The sequence below is a fragment of the Armatimonadota bacterium genome, from assembly GCA_039679645.1.
Taxonomy (GTDB): Bacteria; Armatimonadota; UBA5829; order UBA5829; family UBA5829; genus UBA5829.
The window spans coordinates 59140-77865 of sequence record JBDKUO010000065.1; the positions used below are offsets into that span (position 1 = coordinate 59140).

Sequence of the window (18726 nt, forward strand, 5' to 3'; positions counted from 1 at the left end):
CTGTATCTGCCTGACTATCTTGAAGCTCCGAAAACACGACAGCAAGGATGCGCATGAAGATTACGATGAAGCTGCCGCCCAGGCTTTGTGCAAACTTCGTCAAGTGTTCGCTGTCATGTCGGATTTCGGTCCGCACGCACGCCTGAGCGACGTAAAAACGGGAATCCTGTCCGCAGCACAAAATGCGCTTGATACCGATCTTGTTGCCCTCTTTACTATCGACCCGTGCCTTGGAGGCATTGAATGCGTGTGCACCGATGAAGTAAATGGCAGCTTGCAGACGGCATTTCTCAACCTGGCCGGCAATCTTGTTACCGACAGGGAATGTAAAGAACCGCTGGTAATCGACAGCACATCAGTTGGGCCGGACAACGAGACAATGCGTGAACTTATCGGCTGTGGCGTCGGAATTATTCTGGCCTGCCCGATAAGGTCCGAAGTTGGGGCAAGCGGCGCTCTTGCCGCTTTTTATCCTGCCGGTCAAAGTGTCAATAGCCTGATCCATCTTGCAGAGGCAGTGGCGGCACAGGCATCCGCGATGATCTCATATGCTCTGTCAATCGAGCAGTCTTCCAACTTACTTGATGACCTTGCAGGTGCTAATCAGGAGCTTTCAGTGCAGGCCACGATAGATGGACTCACGGGGCTGGCAAATCACCGGACTTTTCAGCAGACTCTGCACGAATTATGCCGTTATGCTTCTTCCACGCGCGGAAATCGGAAGTTTTGCCTTGTAATGGCGGATGTCGACAATTTCAAAAACTATAACGACACCTACGGACATCAGGCCGGTGATGTCGTCCTCATGACGGTTGCCAGAGTTATGAATGCTAAAGTGAGGCAGGGAGATCTGGCCGCGCGCTATGGCGGTGAAGAGTTTGCTCTGCTTTTGAAGGGTGCCAATAAGGAAGAGGCGCAGGCAATTGCCGACAGGATCAGGAGTTCCGTCGCAACACAGTCATATGATCGCGGCACTATTACTATAAGTATGGGTATCGCGGAATATCCGACGGATTCCAATGACATGACTGAGCTGATCGAGAAAGCCGATAGAGCGCTCTATCATGCCAAGATTACCGGACGCAATCGTATAGTCGTTTGGGGAAGCTCAAGCGCCACCGTAAACCATGACAATACGAACGGATCGACTTTGATGGGTGATGGGCGCAAGAAAGTGTTGGTAGTTGAAAACCCGAATGAGCAACACGCAGGCGATATCTACAATACACTTGCTGCTCAGTCGTGTGAAGTAAGGGCTGCCGCCAATTCAATTGAAGCTGTTGAGATTCTTCGCACTCAGGTCTTTGACATATCATTTGTAAGTATCGAAGCGCTGCCTGACAGAAATCTTACAGCGCTGAGCGATTTGACGTCGATTCATCCGCAGATGCCGGTGGTCCTTGTAACTGAAAGCCATCTCCTTGAAGAGAGCCGAGTGGCGCTACAGCGCGGAGCCTCCGATGTGCTTCTCAGGCCGTTTAATCCGATGGAACTGCCGATACTTGTGGAGCGGAATGTAGAGCGCTGCCGCCTTGAGCGCGAACGAATGACGCAGAAGGGCATCGGCCTTGTGCTGCAATCCATTGATGCGCTTGTTTCCGCAATTGACGCAAAGGACCACTACACAGCAGGCCACAGTCAGCGTGTTACAGGGCTGGCGCTTGCGATAGCAGATGAGCTGAATATCCCCGTACAGGAGCGCAGCGCATTGGAGTTTGCATCACGTCTGCACGATATAGGTAAGCTCATACTTCCCGACAGCGCGCTAAACAAGCAGACACAGCTTAACGATCAGGAATGGGCTGCGATGCGCCAGCATCCTGTAGCGGGCTGCAAGATCGTAGGGGCAATAGATGAGCTTGCTTATGTGAGCACGATTATTAGACATCATCATGAGCGGCTGAATGGAACAGGGTATCCAGACGGGCTGCGAGGCGAGGCAATCCCCTACCCGTCGCGAATAATCGCGGTCGCGGACGCATACGAGGCAATGACTTCTGAACGTTCGTACAGGGCAAAGAGGTCTCCACTGGAAGCATTCGATGAGCTGACGCAAAACACCGGTACATTTTATGCTCATGAAATCGTGAAAGCGCTTGGCAAAGTGCTCATGGCATCAGGAGAACTTTGTCAGAGGAATGATCGCAGAGCAGCATAGCAATTAGACGCTTTTGTCATAAGCACCGCAGTTTATATACATGCCGCTGATACCCTTCAAAATGGTCAGTAAAGCGCCCATGCTTGACACCTAGTTTCCTGTTTTCAAACAGGACTTCAGTCTTGAACCGGTCTGCCCCCGGCACGGTAAATGAAACAGTAATCGGATTTGGACGCTCGTTGACTGCAATCAGGTATACTTCACCCTTGTAGCGCTTAACAGCCAGGTGAACAGCCTTCTTATCAACACAGGCCCCAGAGACTTTTTCGAGTGAGTATAAAACAGGTGTAAGAGTCCGCACTTCAAATGCAAGCTGCTTCATCTCATTCCACAGTTCATTGCTGTGCGGTTTCTGCGCAAAATAGCTGATACCTCTGGCTCCATGGATGAGGGCGAGATAAGTCATGCACTCTTCTTCGGGGCCTGTAGGCTCGCGCGAATAGCAGTAAGCATAACCATGAGCCTGCAGCCATATCCAAGTCGGCTTGCCGGATTCGATCGCGCATCTCTCGAGCATATCTGCGTCCCCCGCAATCGCTGCTGGAGAAGACTCGGGAATAGGGTAATCATCCAGTGAGGCTATGTCGCCGAGTTTGTTCAGGTTGTATATAGTGTAGTTGATGTATACCGGTCTGGTCGGGTCCAGCTTCTTGACCAGGTCATACCTGTCTTGTATTTGGGGGGTTATCTTTTCCGGTTCGTCGCAAATATACCATGCAAGCAGCGCGGGATGGTCCTTTAGGCCATTGATCCATTGCTGCAGCATATCGTTATCGGTGGCGCTGCCAACCCAGAGTATTACTCTCATTCCATCATCGCGAATAACATCGAAAAGCTTACGAATGTCTTCTACCGGCTGCGACCCGGCCATAATGCACACCGTGTTAAAGCCGGCATGCGCGATCTCATGAATTATCTCGGGCTGGGGAACGGACTCCCATCCCATTGCAAAAGGAATAAATGGCTTGCCATTGACCAGGAACCGCCGGTTTTCATCTATCTTAACCTGCACCTTATCCGGATACGGTTCAATTTTGGCTGATTGCGGATTCTTGACCTTACGATGGACGATTTCGCCTGCAAAGCTCTTGTCTGTAATCGCGGAACGATATTCTGATGGCATTATGCCGGCTTCGAACTGAGTGTCGTCAATCCACACAGTGCCCGCATCAAGCGGCATAATTCTGCATGTGGCAAGTGCGCTGTCGACTTTGCCGGTAACGCAGAAGCGCTGCCATTCCTTTCCAACCGATATTTTTTCAGTCTTAGATCCGGAGAAAGCCAGCGCAACGGGCATATCCGGATTATCGCTTTTTATCCATGCCGAAAAAACGTATGAATCGCCCGGATTCGCATGGACCCAGTTGGAACATGCCTGCATCTCCGGAACAGCGCCCTCTCGCTCAATGCGCAGGCTGCGTTTGCCGGAGTGAATGACCTTATTGTCAACCGTCCAGCGCCTGCGCCAATCGCCGGTATTCGTCACAGTCTCGACAGAACCAATGCCCCAATGCCCCGTACCCCAATAATCGGGAATAGATTCTGTATTGCACAACTCGAACCCGCTGTTTGGAAGAATGTTCCTGATCCCATCCGATTTCTGCGCACTAAAGTCGGCAATTGAAACGGCGGCGTCCTCCATATATGACTGCCATACGGATATACGCACCGTACGTATGTCGTTCCAGCCCGGACACGGTGATTCGGCATACAGCGTGCTTTTCGGAATGATAATGGTGTGCCACTTTTCGGTCACGTTCCGGATGGCCTCTGTCCTGCCGTACCATCCGTTGCCTGCGCCGCTCTTAAAATAGACAGAGACCATTCTGATTGCAGAGGGGTTGTCGAATTTAATTTTGATGCTGAAGTAGTCGTAATCGGAGAGATTAAGGTCGACCTGTTTGTCCCATATAGCCCTGGTCGTATCTTTACGAAACCGACATGGCAGACGTAAGCACTTGACACCTTCAACAACAGCGGGCTCGGGCGATAATGCCGCACCGTCAGGCTTCCAGACCGCAAAAGCGGCATCAGTAGTAGTATATTGAAAGCCATCAATACTGAGTTGTTCGCATGCACAAATTGAGGGTATCAACAAAACAAGTAATACAATTGCCAAAGCCCGAAAATGCCCGCATGACATTTTCCTCATATTTAGTACGGCGCAGCCTATCATTACTACATCTTCACATAAAACGTGTTGCTTGACCACTGGGCGCTTTCCATTTCTTTCAACAACTGCTTCTGGCTCCCCCACTTGCAGTGACCGTCCACATACGAAACTGTTGTTCCCAAATTGTGCACAGTGCCTGGTATATCCCATGCATTGCCCCAACTGAAGAAGCCATCGTTAATACGCCCGCGAGACTCATGAATAAATAAAAGAATCCTGGATGAACGCCCGGAGCTTTCTTTGTCAAGATTTGATTTGCTCAACAAGTAATAAGGATTATCGGCGGCAATGCCGGGGACAGAGCCTATCCGGGCATTCATAGAGTAGGATATTGGAAAGTTAGTAGGTTGGTTGGTAACTCCTGCAGCGGGTGAGTTAAAATCACTGGGGCATTTATATACGTCACTGTTGCGTGTGTATTTCCAAAGTCCGCCGTCTCTGACCGAGCATACGACGTTACTTCCGCCAACATTATGCAGGCACCCTGCCCAATCACGTCTTTCAGGACTTACATAATATCCGAGAACAATCGGCATTGTGCCTGCATAATCATCGCAATATTGCGGCACGGACGTTGATAGCTGTTTAAGATTGTTTAGACATTTTGTCTGTCTTCCCTGCTCCTGTGCAGACACAAATATCGGAAATAATATCGCTGCAAGGATGGCTATTATCGCGATAACAACCAGCAACTCAATAAGCGTAAACCCTCTTTTCATAGCTCTCTCCCCACCATTGTAATCTGTTGTTATTATGTGCATGTATTAGCCATTTGTCAATGGATATACCGTATACAAACATTACTTTTTCTAAATGAACAACAGCCCACTATTCGCATGCCGTATGCAAAAAGCCCGAAGGCAAATAGCCTCCGGGCTTAGTAAGCCGGTGTAATAATAATTCTATTATTCCTCGTGGACTGCCGCTTTTTCGATGACTCCCTCAAGCATAAAAATAGGAGCCTTTGCCCGCAGAGCGAGCGCAATCGCGTCACTTGGACGGCTGTCAACATCAACAACCTTTCCCTCGTGTGCAATTGTGACCTTCGCATAGTAGGTCTTGTTCCACAAATCGTCTATCAAGACCCTTTCGACGGTGCCGCCCATGCGGTTTATAACATTGTTGAGCAGATCATGGGTAATCGGACGGTCTGCCGAAGCGCCATCCAGGGCAAGCGATATCGCCATAGCCTCGAATTTTCCGATCCAGATCAGGACGGAACGGCCTCTGGCATCTTTGAGCAGAACAAAGTAGTTTGTAGGCTGCACGCCTTCCTGCTCCTTGTGCTCGTAGACGCCCATGACCTTGACTTCCCTCTGTTCAAGGCTGCTTTCGTCCGCTTCCGAATCATCTTCACCACTCAGAGACTGTGGAAACAGTTCGTCCGGGTTTTCATCTTCCTCGAATCCAAAATTTTCAGCCAATGATGCTACCCTTTCTAAAATACACTGGGTATCATTACCCCATCAGCATTTGCACTAATCTATATCGTTACTCTTAAGTGTTTTATCCACAATCTGCAGAAATTCCTTGTTTGATTTTGTATGTTTAAACCGGTCACGCAGCAATTCAGTCGCTTCGGCGGTATCGAGAGCTGCCAGGAGCCTTTGCAATTGCCAGACCCGCTTCAGGGTGTCATCATCGTAAAGCAGTTCGTCATGGCGAGTGCCGGACCTCTTAGTGTCGATTGCCGGGAATATACGGCGCTCGGCAAGGTTACGGTCCAGGACCAGTTCCATGTTACCCGTAGCTTTGAATTCTTCGAAGATCGCATCATCCATGCGGCTTCCAGTCTCGACAAGTGCGGTGCCTATAACCGTAAGGCTTCCACCCTCTTCGATATTTCTCGCTGCGCCGATAAACCGCTTGGGCCTATATAGAGCGCTCGGGTCCAAACCACCCGACAAAGTCCGCCCGCTGGGGTTCACAGTCAGGTTCGACGCTCTCGAAAGTCGGGTGATGCTGTCGAGCAGCACTACTACATCCTTACCCGACTCGACCAGCCTCTTACTCATTTCAAGGACCATATCGGCGACGCGCATATGGTTTTCAGGCAGCTCATCGAATGTGGAGCTGACTACCATTCCATTGACCGAGCGGCGTATATCCGTTACTTCTTCAGGACGCTCATCAATCAGCAGAATTATGAGGACGACATCCGGGAAGTTGGTAGTGACGCTGTTTGCTATGGTCTTAAGCAGCGTCGTCTTGCCGGCTTTCGGCGGAGCGACAATCAGACCCCTCTGTCCCTTACCAATAGGCGAGATGAGGTCTATAAAGCGCGCGGAGTAGTTGTCCTGTGTAGTTTCAAGAACAAGTTGCTCATTCGGATATATTGGAGTTAGGTCATCAAAGCTTTTGCGAGACCTCGCTGCTTCGGGGTTCTGATTGCTCACTGCCTGCACGCGCAGCAGACTGTAGTATTTCTCGGTATCTTTCGGCGGCCGCACCTGTCCCGAGACTATGTCACCCGTCTTGAGTCCGAATCGCTTGATCTGCGACTGTGAGACATATACATCGGTATTTGTGGGTGAGAAGTTCGAGTGCCGCAGGAAACCCCAGCCGTCCGGCAGGATTTCGAGCACACCCTGATCAAAGATAAGCCCGCTCTTTTCCGCAAACGCCTTGAGGATGCTCATAACAAGGTCCTGACGTCTAGAGAAGCCGTTTTCTACTCCTAGAGTAGCCGCTATCTCCTGCAGTTCCTCGAACGTCTTTTTTTCTAGTTCAGATAGTTCCAAAGGCTCCAATTTGTAATCACCTCTTTGGGATAGCCTCAAGTATGAGGTTTGGCGCACTTCTACCATGACATATTACACGCCCGGCAAGTACGCAATAGGGTTGGAATCAACATAATGATGGAGGGTTTGCACCCGAGAAAGTCCAGTAGACAACAACAATGAGGACTGTTATTAGACATTTATATTATAGGATTGATACCGCGTTTTGTCCAGTCCTTAAACGCAAAACTCTGGAATTAATCATCAGTCTCTACTTTTATGACTCCTATGTACGGCAGATTCCGATACCGTCCATTATAATCGAGTCCGTAGCCTACCACGAAACTGTCCTCAACGGCAAACCCGCAATAGTCGATTTTAACGTCGACACGTCTGCGGCTGGGTTTGTCCAGAAGAGCGCATATCTTAACGCTTGACGCTCCGCGCGATAATAAGTTTTCAGCAAGATAGCTCATGCGCAGAGTCCAACCTGTATCTACTATGTCCTCGACAATCAACACATCCCGGCCATCGACACTGCAGCTAATGTCCTTTAGCATCCGCACAACTCCGGAGGTATGTTTGTCACCGCCATAACTGGAGATTGCAACGAAGTCATAATCTACGATCATGTCGATCCGCCTGATTAGATCAGCCAGAAAGATTGCGGAGCCTTTCAGAATGCCTATTAAGAGCAGTTCCCTGCCCGCGTAATCACGACTGATCTGCTTTCCAAGCTCGGATACTCGTTCTTGCAGCCTGTCTTCCGATATTAGTACTTCCACAGCGTCTTTACCGGAATCAGTCAATGCGCTACTCCCACTCGATGGTCGCGGGCGGTTTCGAGCTGATATCATAAACGGTCCGATTCACTCCCGGCACTTCATTTATGATCCGGTTGCTGATTTTTTCCAGCACTTCGTAAGGCAACTTTGCCCAGTCGGCGGTCATGGCATCCTGGCTGGTCACGGCTCTCACCACAATCGTGTCGTCATAGGTCCGCTGGTCGCCCATAACTCCAACACTTCTTATTGGGGCAAGCACCGCGAATCCCATCCAGAGCTCCCGATACAAACCGGCGCGCTTGATCTCTTCAACTACGATATCATCCGCATGGCGCAGAGTTTCGAGCCGTGCCTTAGTGACTTCTCCGACGATGCGTATAGCAAGTCCCGGACCGGGAAACGGCTGCCTCCAGACCATCTCTTCAGGCAGACCCAACTCAGCCGCGACTTCCCTTGCTTCGTCCTTAAACAGATACCTGAGCGGCTCGATTATCTTGAGGACCATATCCTCGGGTAGGCCGCCTACGTTGTGGTGCGATTTGATGACAGCGGCGTTCTTCGTGCCGCTTTCTATCACGTCGGGATACAGCGTGCCCTGGCCGAGCCATTTAGCGTCGGTGATCTTTGACGCATGCTCCTCGAAAACCCGCACGAACTCTTCGCCTATAATTTTGCGCTTTTTCTCCGGGTCGAGCACACCGGCAAGCCTACTGAGAAATCTTTCTTCGGCGTCAACATATACGAGCTTTATCTTGAAATGCTCCTCGAATGTCCGGCGTACGCTCTCGCCTTCATTGAGCCGCATAAGCCCATGATCGACGAATATACATGTGAGCTGGTCGCCAATTGCCTTGTGCAGCAGCGCTGCTACACATGCCGAGTCGATTCCGCCGCTGACACCGCAGACGACTTTATCGCTGCCGACCCGCGTTCTGATCTCCCTTACGGCCGTCTCTATAAACGAAGCCGGAGTCCACGAGCCATGCAGGCCGCATGCATTATACAGAAAATTGCGAAGTACCTCAGTCCCCCACGGCGTATGCACTACCTCAGGATGAAACTGCACGCCATAGAGTCCCCTTTCGGGGTTTTCCATAGCTGCGACGGGTGTGCTCGCAGTCCGGGCGACTGTCTTGAAGCCCGCAGGAGCGCTCTCAACAAGGTCACCATGGCTCATCCAGCACACAAGTTTTTTGTCGAGTCCCGAAAACAGCACCGACGAATCGATTACATCAAGTTCAGTGCGTCCAAACTCTTTCTGAACCCCTGGCGTAACCTTGCCGCCTAAATGATAGGCCATAAGCTGAGTGCCGTAGCATATTCCGAGTATGGGCACTCCGATATCATAAATTGCATTATCGCATCGCGGCGCGCCTTCTTCATACACACTTGCCGGCCCGCCGGAGAATATTATTCCCTTAGGAGCGCGCTCTACTATTTGTGAAACCGGGGTATCGTAGGGTATGATCTCGCAGTATACCCTGCATTCGCGCACACGACGTGCGATAAGTTGTGTATACTGCGCGCCAAAATCGAGGATGAGTATCAATTCTTCACTAGCCATTGGGACTCCGTAATACAGTGATGCCCCTCAACCATAGTTTTCCTGGGGATTTTTGCCTGAACAATTGTCCTGGGGAGCTGTGTCCACTGGTATTGTAGCAGAACGCAAGATCAGTTGTCAATGTTTGGCAAGCAAATCCAGCGGGTATACAAATGCAGAGCTTGATGAGGAGTAGTGACCTTGGGCGATATAGAGCAGCGCATCTGCGATAAAGTGCGATCACATATAGCGAAAGCCGGACTCTGGAACAGCGCCTACGGACTGCGCTCGCACCTGATATCACCGGCCCCCTTTGACCTCAGCACCGATCAGGTGGCGCAGTTGGAGAAGTTGGGCGAAGCGCTGTTCAGGTTCTATCATGGGGCAAATGAGCTTTATCTTCGCTCGAACCATGAATGGGTTCGCAATTATCTCGACATTGGTAAACCCGACGGCCTGATTCGCCATGCCCGCATGCATTATCACAAGCATTCGATCCCACGGATAATCCGGCCGGACATACTAATTAGATGCGACGGATTCGTCATAACTGAGCTAGACAGTGTGCCGGGCGGGTTTGGACATCTCGATTGCCTATCAGCAGCATACGATGATGCAGGTTTCGATTTGATCGGCTCTCCAAGAAGTGTTCGTGACGGTTTTGCACAATCACTGCGCGAGGCTGCCGGAATCGATGATCCGGTGTGCGCGATAGTTGTTTCGGAAGAATCCGTTGATTACCTGCCTGAGATGACGTATCTTGCGGGTGAACTCCAAAAGATCGAGCTGCGCGCATATACTCTGAGACCGAGTGAAATCGAGTTTACGGAAGGAGGGCTTTTTGTAGAGAAAGACTCTGAAAAACTGCGCATCGATCTGATTTATAGGTTTTTTGAACTGTTCGATCTGCTCAATATTCCCAAGTCCGAGTTGGTTTCGTATGCCGCGCGAAAGAAGACAACAATAGTGACCCCGCCATACAAACACTTTCTTGAAGAAAAGATGCTCCTTGCGTTTTTACACAGTGAATCGCTGAAGGATTACTGGGTCAAATCTCTCGGTGACGATAACTATAAGCTGCTTATCAGCACAGTATCGCCGACCTGGATCATGGACAATCGAGCAGTGCCGCCGCATGCGCAAATCTCCGGTTTCAAATGGAAAGGAAGGCCGATAAGAGATTGGCGAGAGATAATAGAAGGGACTCAAAAGGATAGACGCCTGGTGCTGAAGCCCTCCGGTTTCTCTCCACTTGCATGGGGGTCACGTGGAGTAAAGATAGGTCACGATATGCCCGGGAATGAGTGGGCTGATACCGCAAATACGGCTCTTTCAAGCTTTGAAAACTCCCCATATGTGATCCAGCCATATCATGACAGCGCTATCATTGGGGTAAAGTACTGTGATGAGAATCGAACACTGGAAATGCAGGCTCGCGTGAGGCTGTGTCCATATTATTTTGTAGCAGATGACCGGGCAAATTTGGGCGGGGTACTTGCTACGGCATGCCCAAAAGATAAAAAGCTGATACATGGAATGGTTGACGCGATTATGATGCCCTGTCAGTCAAAAAGCAGCAGGCTCTGAGTAATGATAGGCAGTTGTGGTGAAACAATATGCTGTATAAAATATCCGAACATGTCGAGCGTTTGATGGTCTACGAAGATGCCGTCAGAAAACAGTTTGAGGTCAGCGAACTTGAACTAGACGACAATATGATCGGCGAAGATGATCCGCTGCGAGAAAAAGAGCACGAAGTCGTGCCTGGCATGATCAACAAATACGGCAACCGCGTTTTGTGCCTAATGACGGCTGAATGCGCTGCCTACTGCCGGTTCTGTACTCGCAGGCGGCTTGTATCCGATATCGAGCGGGGACGGATCGACAAATCGCATATCGACAAATGGACCGATTACCTGAGTGCGCACCCGGAAATCAGCGAAGTGATACTGTCGGGAGGAGACCCGTTTATAGTCGATGATGACTTGTTCGATTATGCCGTCAGTGAAATATCGTCACTTGATACGATCAAGATTATACGGATCAGCACGCGCATGCCCGTCAGCGATCCGGCTCTCATTAACGACGCCAGACTCGAAGTAATAGAGCGAGTGGCGCAGCCTGTATACGTAGGCATACACTTCGAGCACCCGGCTGAGATCACCCGCGAAACTGTGCTCTGTTGCAAGAGACTTATGTCTTCCGGCGCTATCCTATATTCGCAGACTGTGTTTTTGAATGGTGTCAATGATGATTACCAGACGCTATATGACCTGTTCACAGGACTTCTCGAGATAGGCGTCCGGCCATATTATATATACCGCTGTGATCCGGTTCCAGGCGCGATGCATTTCCAGGTCGATCCGGCAAAGGAGCGCCACATCATGACTATGCTTAGAAAGGGACTATCCGGTTTGGCCTACCCGAATTATGTAATCGATGCGCCTGACGGAAGTGGAAAAATACCTGTGCCGCTTGAGTTCTGGGACTTGGATTTGACCACATATACCGACTATGAAAACAGAAAACACAAGGTTGTGGAATAACAAGTGTGTCGAATAAGACATAGGAAGGAATTACCATAGCCTAGGGATATACCTGTTTGCCTTCTTCATCGTATAACGTAATAGCATCAAGCGGACAAGCCTCTGCCGCCGCGAAAACCGTATCGTCATCGGAACCTTGTATATTGATGACAACCGCTTTTCCTTCGCTGTCTATCTCGAACACATCAGGCGCTGTTCCGACACATGCGCCGATCCCCTGGCACTTGATTCTGTCAACGACTATTTTGTAAGTCATATGAGCCTCCGATCCCTGATAGCATCAGGATATCCTGTATATCAAGAATAAAAACACGATGTACAACTAAAGAGCCGGGGTTAATCCCCCGGCCCATCTTCTCTCCCTCTCTTCTTCTTTCGATTTGCGCGCTATCGTCTCTTAAGCACAAACGCAAATCCGCCCAAAGCTGTCAGCAATGCAATAATGCTGTTGGGCTCTGGAATTACCATACCGAGTGTGTTGCCGCTTGACGGAAGTCCACCAGAAAGAGTAACGTCAACCACCTTATATGTATATATCGAATCGTACCAGAACTTAACAGTGTTTCCAGTACCTACACTGCCGTTTACCCACAGCACTGAGTTGTTGCTGGCACTGTTTGTAAAAGCGTGGTTGCTTCCCTGATTAGTAAAGGCAAGTTTATCCATATTACCGACACTAAACTCGGTAAGCGCCTCACTATCTAAGTATGCAGAACACTGATAGCTCAATGTATATTCGTAGTGATATGAACCGTTTGGATTAACCGTTACTTTTGCAGTCAGATTGTTCGAGTAGTCGGTAAACATATCTCCCATACTCAAACTCACGACACTCTGATATGGGTTTTCAGGAAATGCCCAAGCAACTACTCCCGTAACTACTACGAGAGCACATATTAAAGCGAATCTTATACTTCTCCTCATGCCAACCCTCCTTTATGAGGACGCATCCTGCCGCACGTGGAAAACTTCATTCGCGCAACAATCGCTTATTATTTGCGCCGCCTGATTATCAGTGACCCTGTTCCAACAGCGCCAAACGCCAGAACAAGCAGGCTGCTCGGCTCAGGAATCGTTTCGCCCATACCCAGAGTCTTGCCGATTGCCGCTGATCCGCCATCGACTGCGTAACAGTACACGTCGATATCCATCGGAGCACGACTGGATTGATAACTGAACACCCTGCTTCCGCCCACATCTAGTGCGCCGTTTTGCCATCCTATCCAGTTGCTGTTTCCATTGGCGGGATTGGTAAATATGCCTGCATCATTCGGCGTGTTGGATGCATTGTAATATGAGGCGTAATTTGGATTCTGGACTTTATAGATGTGAACAGTGGCGGGACCTATATCATAGGTCAAAGTATAGGTGTATGTGTAGATTCCGCCATCCAATGTGACTACTGCGTCACAGATAAGCTGTTGCACATTTCCAGACCCTTTGAGGGTGCTCGTTTTCTGGTCAACGATACCTGCTGATGCGCAAACACATAACATCAGTAACATGACCAAGGCAAAAACAGCCGTCGTCTTTACAGACTTCAATATCATTTTTCTCCTCCTGTTTGTGTGGGCTAATTGGTGCTTTTTGCATCATTCGAGATGCTATATACTGCTTAATAGAAGTCGCCCTCAACCGTATAAGCTGCACCCTGCTTACGGTTGGCGAGAAACCTTTTCAATCGATATGAGTTTATCCGCAAAACGGCTGCTTGTCAAGTGTCCTGTTTGAAATATTTACAAAACCCGGTAATTGTACCGGATCACGAGACTATAAGCCGATCACAGACATGTCCGTTTGTTTGCGGAGTTTGATTATCGGAATAATATGCGTGTCTATATATTTACACCCGCACACTCCCGTAACACACAGATACTGTCCAATCACCGGTTTGGGCAAGTTGCGGCATTCGACCCTTATGCCGTCATGACCCGAATTGTCTTGCATTCTACTGCCGTCATCAATATAGAAGAAGCTCTCCTGCTCGCCTCCCACATATTTTACCTTGCCCCATGTCCTGATCAGCACGCCGATATTGCGCAGTCCCGCGCCACCTGTCACACCCTTGGTATACTCGTTTACATCAGATCCGCCTATACTCCTGTTTGGCATGCCGAATGGTTTGGCCTGCTTAGTTTGGTTCTCCAAAATATCTACGCTGACCGCTTGAATGCTTCTCTCGCCGGAAGGAGTCGTCAAGTCGCCGACAACCGTGACCACGTCACCCTCTTCAACCACGGTTGAAGAGATAACGCGGATCCCACTGGTGCCGTTTTCTTCCTGTATATAAAACTCGGAGCCTCCCATTTCGACTGTCCCGGCACTCACTATTTTTCCGGTAGCGCGAACGCCCTGCTTATCCTGGCTGGGGAACGCATCGGCTATGACACTGAGGTTCGAAATTGGGTTTTCGATGGTCATTGTAGTCGATGTCCATCCCTGCGTTGCAACAGCGCTCGCGTCTATTGCTCGCACTTCGATTTTGTGTTGACCGACAGTATAGAGCGTGGAATCGAATGTGATAGAGTATGGTAAAGTCGTATCAGAGCCTAAGTGTTTTCCATCCATATAGAAATCCACGCTCGATATCCCATTTGAACCGGTCGCTGTTGCCGTAATAGTTGCGGAATCCCCGGTGAGAGGCACATCGGGTGAGAGCACAACCACTGTCGGAGGTGTCGAATATGGAGCCGTCAGTGGGTCTCCTACTACCACGGACTTCCAAAACAGCTTCGGACATGCCATATAGAAACTCTCAGCCAGGTTGTATCCCTTGGTATATCTATCAAACAATATATTTGGATATGTAGCATAGGCGGTATAAGGCTCAGACACAAAACCGGAGACACCGCATGCGCCTTTTGTTATCATATCCGCGATCAGCGATTGTGAGCTGGCCGGACAGGATTCGGGGTAACCTGCCTCCGGTGAAAATGTGCGTCCACTGCTGGATACATATGAGTCGGCAATTCCTCCAGGTGCGAAGGTGTTGCTCATGTAAGCGGAATAGGTAAATGATGGGTCATTGCTTCCCCAGCTAAAATAACCCATAAGATCTGTCTGGTCGTGCACAAACAACGACGTGTCATCATAAATGGTAGGTATACCCCTTGCGGACAGAGCAGTTTGAGCATCCGTCAACCATCCGTTCAACATAGTTGTTGAGCCGGAAGGATTCGATGAATAGTTTCGGTCTAAAACAATCGAACCGGTATGCTCAAGCGTATTGCTTCGGTCTATCATATTCTTAACGTCATCAAACGTGTAGCCATCAAGCCTTGTTACCAGATACAGGTGATATCCTCCGAGATCGAGTGTGTGGGAAAAGGATGTTTCAACAGGATCAAAGGCCTGCGGACCATATGGATTATCGAGGTCACCGGTCACACTTTGCTCGCCTGCGCAGGTCAAGATGTTGGTTATCGACAGCGGACCGCCGTATCCGTACTCAGTCCCGACTACTTTTAACGGCACGCCCTTTGTCATCACTATGTAGTCTATGCTGTCCAGAAAGCTGTTGTTTTGAAGAAATGTGCGGATGGGTGTGAGAATATTCGTGTCGAACTCGGATTTGCTCACCAGTTCATCAGTTGAGCACGAAATTCTGCAGATGTTTTCAGCGGGGATGTCACGCGCCTTTACATAATAATTGGCTATGCTGGTCGAAATGGTGCTGCGTTGGTTCAGCACGACAATGACGTTAAGACGTCCTCCACCGCATATAGCTTCAGCGGCGGCCAGAAGGAGAATCAACATGACGAACGTTAGCGTCCGGGCTTTGTTGAGCGCCGGTCGAATCACCTTTCTGGCCTCCTTCCCCCCCTCATATCATGAAGAATATATAATAATTGGTCAGATAAGGTATAGTGTTACGCCTTCGAGGAAAAATCTACTTCAGGAGCGCACACGTGAACAATGCTGCCAGAAATTACATGTCCACCACATTGGTTATACACGCCGTTTCTGCCAATTGTCAAGTTGTGATCACAAAAACAGGTAGTTGTACGGATACATTAAAGGCGCCAACCCAAAAGTGATATGTAGGAAGAGTATCGCTTTTCAATCGGCGCCGTGTTGTTATCAAAAGCAGGCTTGTCTATATATCTATTTTGAAACTCACTATCTGCTTCGAAGCTACCTTTGCTGATATTACGCCCTTACTTAAGTCCGCCTCGCCAGTCGATTTCTCGGATAAGTCAGTTTTCTCAGCTTTGCGAGCGCAATCCACACCTAAATTCACATCCAAACTATTTGATCCTGTGTTAAACCCTCTGAGAATCAGCGCATCGTCGGACTCTGCTTTCTTGATTGCGCTCAGGATAAACCTGTCATCATTATTTTCAATAAAACTCTTCTCCATCGGCAGATCACCATCATGCACGCCTGTCTGGCCGATAATAAGAGGCTCGTTGAACTCATGCGCCTGAACCCAACTCTTTGCTTCTTCCCAATCGCCTGAATGCGGGTAGATGGCGTATTCAAAAGTATGTTCGCCTATCATTTGGGCATCTGTTTGAAGCTCGGCTCCCCCTACTCCGCTGCCGGTTGCTCGGAGGAGTGTAAGTGCTATGGTCCTGGCTTCGTCATCTCTCACTTCATACTCAGGCAGACCCTTGTTGATGAGCGTAAACCCTACTCCACCGCCGCTGATATCCACAAACGATTTCTGCGGGTGTGTGGTCGGCAAAGGTTCTTTCCAGTCAGCGCAGACCGGAACGCTGATGCTTCGTTCGACAACATCAAATGCCTGCTCCGCATGCGAAACCGTAGCAGGGATACCCGTGGGGAAGAGCACTCGCAGTCGATGGTCTTTTGCTTGATTATCAATGATAGTCTTGAAATCCACACGCTTTGAGCCTGCCGCCAGAGTCACGAATGTTTTGACCTTGCATATAACGTTCTCATCTAATCGGCCTTCGCGAGTAGAATCGATACTTGCTGGAAGCTCCAGATCTGTCTCGATCTCAAAGACGACCCGCACCGCATTATTCTCTGCTATCGAGACTCTGCACTTTGCTCCCAGGCTGGTCACTACCTTATCGTTCATGGGCTTTATGTAATTGTAGCCGTCACCCACATCCGCGCCATCTTCAAAGATAAGGCAGGTCGTGTAAGCTGCGTCAGTCTGCTTGTCGAGTATATACAGCGTGCCGTCACTCGATACTGTAACCGCTAGATATTCGTTTTCTGCCGTATCGGGTCCAAGGAGCATGGTCGCTGGCTGCCTGTTGGGTTTATCAGTCACCTCTACCCGATACGCCTTATAGCCGACTGATGGGACATCCTTTACGGCAATAGCCATCCTGCATCTTCGCAGAGATGGTCCCTGCGGTATATCGTGACGGGTCTGGTCGATCAGCCACGGTGTAGATGTCTTGAGGAGAGCGCTGGGCACTTCCTCGCCGTCAGGGTTTGTAACCTTCAGTCCGCCCAAATGCCATTCGTTCGGAATATAGACGTCCGCCTCTACGACCTCGCTGCGCTTATATCCGAGTGTGTTAAACACTGCTGCAAGCACCATATGATCGGGATTGTCCGCAGTAGAGCCGATTTTATCGGTGATGAAGCTCATAGACTTCTTAACCAGAGGCTCGCATATCTGTGTGGCCTGCTCGAACCGATAGACCATCTCTTTATGGACCTGGTCTATGCTGCATCCGCAGATAGAGTCGTGCGGGCTGTTCTGAAGCAGGTATTTCCACGCAAGGTCTATATAGCTCTTCGGATACTCCGCGCCCAAAGCCCAAGCCCATGAGCACAGAGGCTCCACATACTTCTCTAAAAGTGTCTCGCTGGCATGGTTAGCCTGTTTGAGATGCATCCGGCTGGACATCACATGTGCCAGCACACTCTGCAGTCTCCATTTCCGGTTAGACCACCTGAGTTCACCCGTATATGTCTTCAACTCAGGTTTCTCACTCTTTACGGCTTCTACGAAGTCAGGCAGAGTGCTGTGAACCAGTTGAAGATCGTCCATCTTCTCATTCGCCAGCTTGATAATCTCGGGGGTCTTATACTGCGGGAAGATGTGATCGACCCCGTCCATAAAGAGCAGTTGGCTGGTTGTAGGTCTTTCGTCTATGCAGTCCTGAAGCAGAGCCTTGAGTTCTCCCAGGGTCTGATCCTCGTCTATGGGCTTGTCATCATGCTTTAGGGTATCGAGCAAGCGATATAGGAAGTTGCTGTATGAATTATTATCCGGCAGCTTGACCGCAAGTACTTCAGAACCGTCTGAGCCCCGCCAGTTGAACTCGGCGTCTACCTGGTCCGTGGTTATACCCCTGAGCAGCACTGCGCTGTCGATGCCAAAACCGAGCAATATCTGAGGAAGCTGAGAGATATGGCCGAATGCATCCGGCACATGCCCGACTGCCATATAGTTACCATAATCATCGCACATCTGCTTACCCCGGAGCAGGTTTCGGACAATACTCTCGCCGCTCACAAGAAACTCGTCCGGCTGGTTATACCATGGCCCGATAAGAATTCTGCCCTGCTCTATCAGGCTGCGCAGGCGCTTTTCATTCTCCGGCCTTATCTCCAGATAATCTTCCAGCACGATTGTCTGGCCGTCAAATACGAAATATGTATAGTCAGGGTCTGACTCCATCAAATCTATAAGATAATCAGTCATCTCCACAAGCCGCATTCTAAACCGCTGGAACGTGCGATACCATTCCCTGTCCCAGTGGGTATGTGAAACGACATGAGCCGTGTATTTCTTATCGGACATAATTTCTCCTGATTTATTATTTAGTATTTTGTATTGATTATTTTCCAATATATATAGATCGGGCGCGA

At 49.6% G+C, this 18726-nt stretch carries 14 protein-coding genes; 3 read left to right on the forward strand and 11 right to left on the reverse strand.

The window, feature by feature from the left end:
- Positions 1-19 precede the first annotated feature (19 nt).
- Positions 20-2158, forward strand: a complete 2139-nt coding sequence (locus ABFD83_13380) for a diguanylate cyclase (GenBank protein ID MEN6358063.1) — start codon at positions 20-22, stop codon at positions 2156-2158.
- A 16-nt stretch (positions 2159-2174) separates the two neighbouring features.
- On the opposite strand, the gene ABFD83_13385 is transcribed toward ABFD83_13380, so the two are convergent.
- The 6 genes from ABFD83_13385 to guaA all read right to left on the reverse strand — a co-directional run bounded on the left by ABFD83_13385 (position 2175) and on the right by guaA (position 9400).
- The gene (locus ABFD83_13385) at positions 2175-4277 is read right to left on the reverse strand and encodes a hypothetical protein (protein ID MEN6358064.1); all 2103 of its coding nucleotides are present in this window, start codon (positions 4275-4277) and stop codon (positions 2175-2177) included.
- A 59-nt stretch (positions 4278-4336) separates the two neighbouring features.
- The gene (locus tag ABFD83_13390; protein ID MEN6358065.1) at positions 4337-5050 is read right to left on the reverse strand and encodes a prepilin-type N-terminal cleavage/methylation domain-containing protein; all 714 of its coding nucleotides are present in this window, start codon (positions 5048-5050) and stop codon (positions 4337-4339) included.
- Positions 5051-5236: 186 nt separating this feature from the next.
- On the reverse strand, positions 5237-5755 hold the full coding sequence (locus ABFD83_13395; GenBank protein ID MEN6358066.1) for a bifunctional nuclease family protein: 519 nt from the start codon (positions 5753-5755) through the stop codon (positions 5237-5239).
- Positions 5756-5809: 54 nt separating this feature from the next.
- Positions 5810-7072, reverse strand: a complete 1263-nt coding sequence (gene rho / locus ABFD83_13400; GenBank protein ID MEN6358067.1) for a transcription termination factor Rho — start codon at positions 7070-7072, stop codon at positions 5810-5812.
- A gap of 236 nt (positions 7073-7308) precedes the next feature.
- Complete coding sequence (gene hpt / locus ABFD83_13405) at positions 7309-7860, reverse strand: hypoxanthine phosphoribosyltransferase (GenBank protein ID MEN6358068.1); 552 nt, start codon at positions 7858-7860, stop codon at positions 7309-7311.
- A gap of 4 nt (positions 7861-7864) precedes the next feature.
- On the reverse strand, positions 7865-9400 hold the full coding sequence (guaA, locus tag ABFD83_13410; GenBank protein ID MEN6358069.1) for a glutamine-hydrolyzing GMP synthase: 1536 nt from the start codon (positions 9398-9400) through the stop codon (positions 7865-7867).
- Positions 9401-9574: 174 nt separating this feature from the next.
- On the opposite strand from guaA, the gene ABFD83_13415 reads away from it, so the two are divergent.
- The gene (locus ABFD83_13415) at positions 9575-10966 is read left to right on the forward strand and encodes a hypothetical protein (GenBank protein ID MEN6358070.1); all 1392 of its coding nucleotides are present in this window, start codon (positions 9575-9577) and stop codon (positions 10964-10966) included.
- Positions 10967-10995: 29 nt separating this feature from the next.
- A complete protein-coding gene (locus ABFD83_13420) occupies positions 10996-11925 on the forward strand; it encodes a KamA family radical SAM protein (protein MEN6358071.1) in 930 nt (309 codons plus the stop codon).
- Between the two features lie 40 nt (positions 11926-11965).
- On the opposite strand, the gene ABFD83_13425 is transcribed toward ABFD83_13420, so the two are convergent.
- From ABFD83_13425 to ABFD83_13445, 5 genes are all read right to left on the reverse strand, one after another.
- Entirely contained in the window at positions 11966-12181 is a 216-nt protein-coding gene (locus ABFD83_13425; GenBank protein ID MEN6358072.1) for a ferredoxin, read from the reverse strand.
- A gap of 131 nt (positions 12182-12312) precedes the next feature.
- Entirely contained in the window at positions 12313-12849 is a 537-nt protein-coding gene (locus tag ABFD83_13430; GenBank protein ID MEN6358073.1) for a PEP-CTERM sorting domain-containing protein, read from the reverse strand.
- A 68-nt stretch (positions 12850-12917) separates the two neighbouring features.
- A complete protein-coding gene (locus ABFD83_13435) occupies positions 12918-13475 on the reverse strand; it encodes a PEP-CTERM sorting domain-containing protein (GenBank protein ID MEN6358074.1) in 558 nt (185 codons plus the stop codon).
- Between the two features lie 220 nt (positions 13476-13695).
- A complete protein-coding gene (locus ABFD83_13440) occupies positions 13696-15726 on the reverse strand; it encodes a TIGR03790 family protein (GenBank protein ID MEN6358075.1) in 2031 nt (676 codons plus the stop codon).
- A gap of 295 nt (positions 15727-16021) precedes the next feature.
- On the reverse strand, positions 16022-18658 hold the full coding sequence (locus ABFD83_13445) for a glycoside hydrolase family 38 C-terminal domain-containing protein (protein MEN6358076.1): 2637 nt from the start codon (positions 18656-18658) through the stop codon (positions 16022-16024).
- Positions 18659-18726: the final 68 nt, after the last annotated feature.